Origin of the sequence: Arthrobacter sp. 2YAF22_2 (assembly GCF_052114645.1) — a bacterium.
GTDB lineage: Bacteria > Actinomycetota > Actinomycetes > Actinomycetales > Micrococcaceae > Arthrobacter.
The window spans coordinates 1-7648 of the sequence record NZ_JBFRFD010000134.1 but is presented as its reverse complement, the minus strand read 5'-3'; the positions used below and the strand labels follow the sequence as shown (position 1 = coordinate 7648).

Sequence of the window (7648 nt, the reverse complement as noted above, 5' to 3'; positions counted from 1 at the left end):
ACCTGCAGGGCGTGCACGCCGCGGAGCGCACGACCGGTCGCGAGGCGCAGCAGGAAAGCCGGGAGCAGCGGTCCCAGCAGCACAAACAGGCCGTTGGCGGCCATCCCCGCAGAGCTCGCGGCGGGTCGGCTCAGCCGGCGCAGCACCGCACGCCGCCGCCGGTCCGAAAAGCTGGCGATCAGCACGCGGTCATGCAGGCCAAACTCCTCGATCGCCGCCGCCAGCGTTTCCACCGAGTCCCAGTCCTTGATGTCGAGGTTGAGCCGGACCTCCGGAAACTCCGCCACGAGCTCCGACAGCCGCGGGATCGGCTCGGCGCCGCCGATCCGGGCCGTTGCCACGGCCCCGGCGGCCAGCTCTGAAATCCGGCCGTGGCCGTCCGTGACGCGGTCCAGGGTGTCGTCGTGGAAGAGCAGCAGCACGCCGTCGGCTGTGGTGTGCACGTCGGTTTCGAGGTAGCGGTAGCCGAGCGCGACGGCGGCGCGGAACGCGGCCATGGAGTTCTCTGCGCCCACCGGCGAGAAGCCGCGGTGGGCCATCGCCACAGGGCCGCCGGCAACTCCGGCGGGGGCGAGGAAAGGGTGCGGGACGGTCACACCTGAAGCGTACCGGAGCGGCGCCCAACCCCAACTGGCTCGCAGTAGGTGGCGTTTTGAGGGCTCAAAACGCCAACAAGTGCGAGCTACTTGGGCCGGGAAGTGCGGGCGCCGGACTCAGGCGCCGTGCGGCAGGATTTCCACTCCGTCGCTGCAGTGCAGCAGCGTGCGTCCGCCGCCGTCGAGGTCAACCCAGACGGTGGTGTGGTCAGTGGTCAAGGCGTCCACGAAGCCCCCGGTCTCGTACCCCGGCGCAAGGCGGACCCGCACCCTGTCGCCCTGGCGCAGGTTCTGCCAGTGCGCATCCGGCGCCACGCGCCGGAGCGGTTGCTCATCGCTGTGTCGGTTACCGCTCCTGGCCATGATTGCCCACCTCAGTCATAAGATCCATCCGGAGGTGCCAGCCTAAGAGGCCAAGGTGAACGGCAGTTGTCCGTCAGCTGGGAATCCAATGACTGACGGGCGGCCGGGGCGGCGCCGGTTACGGCAGCCGGACACCCAGCTCGGCGAGCTTGGCTTCAAGGATCTGGGCCACGCCGTCGTCGTCGAAATGTGGTGCCTGCCGGCTGGCCGCGCGGATGGCCTCCGGGTGGCCGCTGGCCATCGCGTAGCCCTGACCGGCCCAGCGCAGCATCTCGATGTCGTTGGGCATGTCGCCGAACGCCACCACGTCGTGGGCCTGCACGCCCAGGGACGCCGCGTATTCGGCGAGCGTCACGGCCTTGTTGACGCCGGGCAGCGAGAGTTCCAGCATCGCCAGATTGGGGGCCGAATGCGTGGCGGCCGCGAGATGGGCGACGGCGGGTGACACCTCGGCCAGGAACTCGTCCGCAGTTCCCTCCCGCACCAGGGCGAGGAACTTCACGACGGCGTCAGACGAGGTGAGCGTTTCGCGCAGCGGGGCCGGCGTGAATTCGGCGAGCACTCCGCTGGAGCCTGTGCCGAGGAATCCCGGTTCCAGGTGGAACCCGGTAAGGGTTTCCGCGGCGAACAGCGCGGAGGGCCGCAACCGCTGGATGATTCGGCGGGCTTCGAACATGGCGTCGAGCCCCAGGGCCCGGGCGGACACCAGCCGGTCTGCCTCCAGGTCCCAGACCACGGCCCCGTTGGAGCAGATCACGGTTCCGGCGTGTCCCAGCTGGTCCTGCAGGGGGTGCAGCCAGCGCGGCGGGCGGCCGGTGACGAAGACCAGTTCCACCCCGGCGTCGCGGCAGGCGTGGAAAGCACGCACGGTCCGGTCGCTGATCTTGCCGTCGTGGCCCAGGATCGTTCCGTCAATATCACTTGCTACCAGCCGCATGCTGCCAGTCTACGTTGGCAGCGCCCGCGCTCTTTCGACGGCGGTCAGTGCCGTTCGTAGATGCCGGTCAGGCTTGCCCGGGCAAGGACGTTCGGGCCGAGTTTGGCCTCCAGCTTGGCCGGGGACGCACCGGCGTCCAGGCCGGACTTCTCCACATTCAGGGCGTGCACGGTGATCACGTAACGGTGCGGCCCGTGACCCTTGGGCGGGGCCGCGCCTAGGTAGCCGGCGGAGCCGCCGTCGTTCCGGAGCTGGAAGGCGCCAGGTGGAAGGCCGTCGCCGCGGGGTGATCCGGCCCCGGCGGCCAGTGAGGTGACGTCGGCCGGAATGTCCAGCACGGTCCAGTGCCAGAAGCCGCCGCGGCCCGGCGCGTCCGGGTCGAACACCGTGACGGCGTAGCTCCGGGTGCCGGCCGGCGCGCCGCTCCAGCCCAGCGGCGGCGATTCATCCTTCCCGCCCAGTCCGGTCGCGGCGCCGCGGTGGGCTGCGGGCAGGACCTGGCCGTCCTCGAAGGTCTCGCTGCGAAGCGTAAAGGTGGCCATGGCTTCCTCTCAGTTGCTGTTGACGGCACTCTCAGGGTCGTGTTCCATCCGGCTCAGCTCGGCACGAGTGGGCGGATTCGCGCCGGCGCGGGAGACCGTGACGGCGGCGGCCGCGGCCGCGTGGGCCAGGAGTTCACGCAGGCTACCGGTGGAGAGCGCACGCAGTTCCGTGCGGTTCTGCGCCCCGTTGAGCCCCCGGTCCACGACGCCGGACAGCAGCGCCGCCATGAAGGAATCACCGGCACCAACGGTGTCCGCGACTTTTACCGGCGGGGCCGGGACGTGGGTCTCGCCGGCGGCGTTCACGGCCCACGGGCCGTCGGCGCCGCGCGTGACCACCACCAGGGCGGGGCCCTCCGAGCCGCCGAACGCCAGCCACCGGCGGGCCGAATCCAGCGGGTCCACGCCGGGGTAAAGCCATTCGAGGTCCTCGTCGGAGGCCTTGACCACGTCCGCTAGGGCAACGAACTTTTCCACCTGGGCCCGGGCATAGTCGGCGTCGGTGATGATGCTGGGGCGGCAGTTGGGATCGAAGCTGACAGTGGTCAACGGATGGGCATGTTCGACGGCGGCCAGCACCTCCGCGGCGCCGGGCGCCAGCATGGTGGCGATCGAGCCGGTGTGCAGCAGGGTGCTGCCCTGCAGCATGAACGGCAGCCGGTCCGCGAGGCCGGGGAGCTGCCAGGCGAGGTCGAAGGTGTAAGTGGCGGCGCCGTCGTCGTCAATCAGGGCCGAGGCAACCGACGTCGGCAGCTCGTCCGGGCCCACGGGGAGCAGCACCGAACTGGATCTGAGATGGGCCGCGACGGATTCACCGTAGGCGTCCCGGCCGTAGCGGCCGATGAACTGCACCGGGTGGTCCAGCCGTGCAAGCCCCACTGCAACGTTCAGGGGGCTGCCGCCGACGTGGGCCTGGGTTCCTGAGGAGCGCTGGACAACATCCACCAGGGCCTCACCTATGACTGTGAGCATGGTCATACTCTGCCAGAGAACACGGCCCGGCGCCCCCTGTGTCGAGGCCCCGCCTCCCGCACGGGCTAGGAGCCGGGGTCGTGCTGGTAGGCGTCCGGAATCCCGTCGTGGTCCGAATCCCGCCGCTCTGCTTCCTCGGCCCGGCGGTACTGCCGGTTCCTGGTCCGCAACACCACGCTGGCCAGCAGTGCGGCCAGCAGCGACGCGGCCAGGATGCCGACCTTGGCGTGGTCGTCGCGGGGGCTGCCTTGGCCGAAGCTGAGTTCAGCCACGAGCAGCGACACGGTGAAGCCGATCCCGGCCAGGATGGAGACGCCGAAGATGTCGATCCACTTGAATGAGCTGTCCAGCCGAGCCCGGGTCAGCCGGGTCAGCAGCCACGTGGTGCCGAGGATGCCGGCCGGTTTCCCCAGCACGAGCGCCAGGATGATGCCCACGGCCACCGGGTCGGTCAGCGCCATGCCCAGCCCGCCCCAGCCGCCCACCGCGACGCCGGCGGAGAAGAACGCGAACACCGGCACGGCGACGCCGGCCGAGATGGGCCGGAATCGGTGCTCAAAGATTTCCGAGAGCCCCGGGCCGGCCTCCGGTCCCCCGCTGGCCTGGGAGCGGAGCACTGGGATAGCGAAGCCGAGCAGGACTCCGGCCACTGTCGCGTGGATACCGGAGGCGTGCACGAGCGCCCACGTGGCCAGGCCGAGGGGAAGCAGGATGAGCCAGGCCGCCGGGGCCTTCAGCCCAAAGAAGCGGCGGTGCCGGTGCGCCAGGTAGGTGTATAGCCCCAGCGGCAGCACGGCCAGCAGGAGCGGGACCGGTTGCAGCTCGCCGGAGTAGAAGATGGCAATGATGGTGATGGCGATGAGGTCATCCACCACGGCGAGGGTGAGTAGGAAGATCCGCAGCGCGCTCGGCAGGTGCGATCCGATGATCGCGAGGACGGCGACGGCGAACGCGATGTCCGTGGCGGTGGGGATGGCCCAGCCGCGCACGGATTCCGGGTTGCCGGAGTTGACGACGGCGTAGATCACAGCGGGGATGAGGACCCCGCCTGCGGCCGCGGCGACCGGCACCACCGACTTGCTCAGCTGGCGGAGATCCCCGGCCACGAATTCGCGCTTCAGCTCCAGCCCGACCAGGAAGAAGAAGACGGCCAGCAAACCGTCGGCGGCCCATGCCCCCAGGCTCAGGTTCAGCTGCCAGGGTTCGTAGCCGACCTTGAAGTCGCGCAGGGCAAAGTAGCTCTCCGACGCCGGGGAGTTAGCCCAAATGAGCGCGACGGCGGCTGCCATCACGAGCAGTGCGCCTCCGACGGTCTCCTTGCGCAGGATTTCGCCGATGCGCAGGGATTCGGCGTAGCTGCCGCGGCCCAGGATGGTGGCGCGCGGGGTGGGTGACGGCCGAGCGGGAGGATGAGGGTGGCTCATGCGGAAGTCCTAAAATTTGGGTCGACTGAACTATGCCGACCAGACTTCCCGGCGCACCTGTCCTTAGTTTACCCGCGCTGCTGCCGCTGCCGCCTCCGGCTCAGCCCAGCAGCAGCTGGACCAGTTCCCGGCACTTCCGGTAGGCGGGGGCCTTCGGATCGATCAGGGCGAAGTGGTCGCCGGGAACCTTGAGGAACTGGACGGGAGCGCCGCCGGCCTTGGCCGCCGCGGAGTAGGCCTCCGACTGGCTCAGCGGCACTGTGTCGTCCTCGGTGGTGTGCACCGCGTAGACGGGGACGCACAGCGGTGCCGCGCTCATCGGGTCCGCATACCTATGCCGTTTGGGGTATTTATCCGAGGAGCCGCCCAGGAAGTTGCTCACGGCTCCGTTGCTGAGATTGAGCCGCTCCGCCTCGGCCAGGTTCAGCAGTCCCGACTGGCTGACCACACCGGTGAGGTGCACCGCGGCGCCGCCGTTCTTGCGTTCGAGCTGGCGGTCCGCATCCGGCGCGCCGAGCTCGCCGAGACGGTTCCGGCCGGCCGCCCACACGGCCAAATGCCCGCCGGCGGAGTGGCCGAGGGCCACGACGCGGTCCAGGCCGAGTCCGTGGTCGCCGGCGACGTCCCGGAGTTTATCGATCCCGGCGAGGACGTCGGCGAAGGTGTGCGGCCAGCCGCCGCCGTTGCCGGCCCGGCGGTATTCCAGGTTCCAGGCGGCCACGCCATGCGTAGCGAGGTCCTTCGCCAGGGGTTCGCCGAGTTCGGCCCCGTACTGCGAACGCCAATAGCCGCCGTGGATGACCACCACCACCCCTTTGGGCTCGGCCGCGTCCGGAAGGAAAAGTTCCCCCCACTGGCTGGGGTCGTCGCCGTAGTGGTACTTCTGCCGCTTCACTGTGTCCTCCTTGGGGCCCGGTGAACTGGCGGTGACCGCCCCCGGTGCCACCGCCGCTGCAGCGAATCAAGCCCGACGCCGCACATCAGCCATGTGCAGAGCCTACCTTGGGCGCCCCGCGGCCGCCCGGAAGCCCGCTGCCTGTCAGACCGGCGCCGTAAGCTAGGCCCATGGCGAGCAACTGGGAGCGGCTGGACCCCGCGCTGCGCGAATCCGTGCAGGACAATGTCGAACTCTACGAGCGGGTGCGTCCTGCGCTGAAACTGGTCACCCGCGAGGTGCTGCTGACGCTGCGGGCCATGCTCAAGGGCACCGAGGTGACCCCGCTGTTCGTGACGGGTCGGACCAAGACCGTGGAGTCCTTCCGCGAGAAGATCTCCCGCACTGAGGAGCCGCTGGAGCCGGGCGGCCCGCCGGTGCTGAAATTTCCGGACCCGTTCCGGACACTCAATGACATGGTCGGCATCCGCGTCATCACCAAGCTCCCGGCCGAAAACGCCGTGGTGGCCAACCTGATCAAACGCCAGCGCCAGCTCTTCGACTGCCGCGGTGACCGCGAGAAGGACATCGGCTCGATCGAATCCGGGACCTACGGCTATTCCAGCCGGCACCTGATCCTGCGGACCATCCAGAACGAGGCCGTCAAGGAGTACCAGCAGGGCTTCAACCCTGACGTGCCGGCCAACGGCAGCTACTTCTTCGAGTGCCAGATCCGGACGGTCTTCGCGCATGCGTGGAGCGAGATTGAGCACGACATCCGTTTCAAGGCCGAGGACCCGCGCGCCTGGACGCCGCACTTCGACCGCCAGTTCACGGCCACGGCCGCCATGCTGGAGACCGTGGAAGGGGCCTTCTCGGACCTGCACGACCGCTACGAGGAAGTCCGGAGCTACTGGGATATGGAGGGCGAAGGCGCCGCGCAGCTCACCCCTAACCGGATCCGCGACGTCTGGCGGACGCTGTTGCCGCACGTGGACCGGAAGGTCGACGACGACTGGGGCTGGGCGGCTGAACTGATGGCGGCGCACGGCCTGAACCAGACCGTCCAGCTCGCCGGTCTGCTCAGCGCCAACCGCATCACCGAGGTCCGCAAGGCCCTGGACCACCGCTACTCCCCCGGGCCGGACCGGCTGCTGGACGACCTGCTGCTCTGGCAGTACGGAACTGCCCACATTGACCTCACCGCGGAACCGGCCGACGCCGTCCCGCACCCCCGGCGCGACAGCCTGCTGCGCCGGCTCAAGCAGATCGAACGCTACCGGCTCACCCAGGGGTAGGAGTTCGACCCGGCTCAAGACCTGAAAGAAGGACCGAGTGGACAGTGATACCGGTACGTGGTTCCTGAGTGGCGCGGAGCGCGGCAATCCGGCCACGGATGTGCAAGCGGGCGGTGCCGGGTCGCCGTCGTGGTCGGAGGGTAACCTCGTCCGGCCCGTGATTCATGGGGCGACCTACTTCGCCCGGCTGCATGAGGAGCTGGCGTCGCTGCGGGCGGGAGACCGGGTGTGGTTCACCGACTGGCGCGGCGACGCCGATGAACGGCTGCTGGCGGACGGGCCCTCGATCGGTGACCTGCTCGCCGGGCTGGCGCGCGCGGGCGTTGAGGTCCGGGGCCTGGTCTGGCGATCCCACGGCGAGCGTATTTCGGCGCCGATCAGCGGCCGTTCGAACGAGCTCCTGGGCCGTGAGATCAACGACGCCGGCGGCGAGGTGCTGCTGGACCAGCGCGTGCGCCTGTTCGGTTCCCACCACCAGAAAATCGTCGTCATCCGCCGTCGTGACGACCCGTCCCGTGACGTTGCGTTCGTTGGCGGGCTGGACCTGTCCCACAGCCGTCGGGACGACGCCGACCATGCGGGCGACCCGCAGGCGGTCGAGATGGATTCCCGATACGACAAGCGGCCACCGTGGCATGACGC

Annotated in this window: 8 protein-coding genes and 1 pseudogene; 2 read left to right on the top strand and 7 right to left on the bottom strand. The window is 69.4% G+C overall.

Annotated features, from left to right (window positions below):
- From AB4Y86_RS07590 to AB4Y86_RS07560, 7 genes are all read right to left on the bottom strand, one after another.
- Positions 1–596: glycerophosphodiester phosphodiesterase family protein (locus AB4Y86_RS07590; protein ID WP_441401539.1), on the bottom strand; the 596-nt coding region annotated here is incomplete at its 3' end.
- A gap of 117 nt (positions 597–713) precedes the next feature.
- Positions 714–959 carry a hypothetical protein gene (locus AB4Y86_RS07585; protein ID WP_441401538.1) on the bottom strand — a complete coding sequence of 82 codons (246 nt, stop codon included), beginning with the start codon at positions 957–959 and terminating at the stop codon, positions 714–716.
- Between the two features lie 118 nt (positions 960–1077).
- Positions 1078–1896, bottom strand: a complete 819-nt coding sequence (locus AB4Y86_RS07580; protein ID WP_441401536.1) for an HAD family hydrolase — start codon at positions 1894–1896, stop codon at positions 1078–1080.
- A 44-nt stretch (positions 1897–1940) separates the two neighbouring features.
- Positions 1941–2438, bottom strand: coding sequence for a YbhB/YbcL family Raf kinase inhibitor-like protein (locus AB4Y86_RS07575; protein ID WP_441401534.1), 498 nt, complete (start codon positions 2436–2438; stop codon positions 1941–1943).
- Positions 2439–2447: 9 nt separating this feature from the next.
- Complete coding sequence (locus tag AB4Y86_RS07570) at positions 2448–3410, bottom strand: carbohydrate kinase family protein (protein WP_441401532.1); 963 nt, start codon at positions 3408–3410, stop codon at positions 2448–2450.
- 65 nt (positions 3411–3475) lie between these two features.
- Positions 3476–4834, bottom strand: coding sequence for a Na+/H+ antiporter NhaA (nhaA, locus tag AB4Y86_RS07565; protein WP_441401530.1), 1359 nt, complete (start codon positions 4832–4834; stop codon positions 3476–3478).
- A gap of 100 nt (positions 4835–4934) precedes the next feature.
- Positions 4935–5729 (bottom strand): alpha/beta hydrolase, encoded by a 795-nt coding sequence (locus AB4Y86_RS07560; protein WP_441401528.1) that lies wholly within the window; start codon positions 5727–5729, stop codon positions 4935–4937.
- Between the two features lie 170 nt (positions 5730–5899).
- Between AB4Y86_RS07560 and AB4Y86_RS07555 the strand changes: the two genes are divergently transcribed.
- Together AB4Y86_RS07555 and AB4Y86_RS07550 are read left to right on the top strand one after the other, a co-directional pair.
- Entirely contained in the window at positions 5900–7006 is a 1107-nt protein-coding gene (locus AB4Y86_RS07555) for a GTP pyrophosphokinase (RefSeq protein WP_441401526.1), read from the top strand.
- A gap of 37 nt (positions 7007–7043) precedes the next feature.
- Positions 7044–7648, top strand: a pseudogene (locus AB4Y86_RS07550) (phospholipase); the annotation flags it as partial.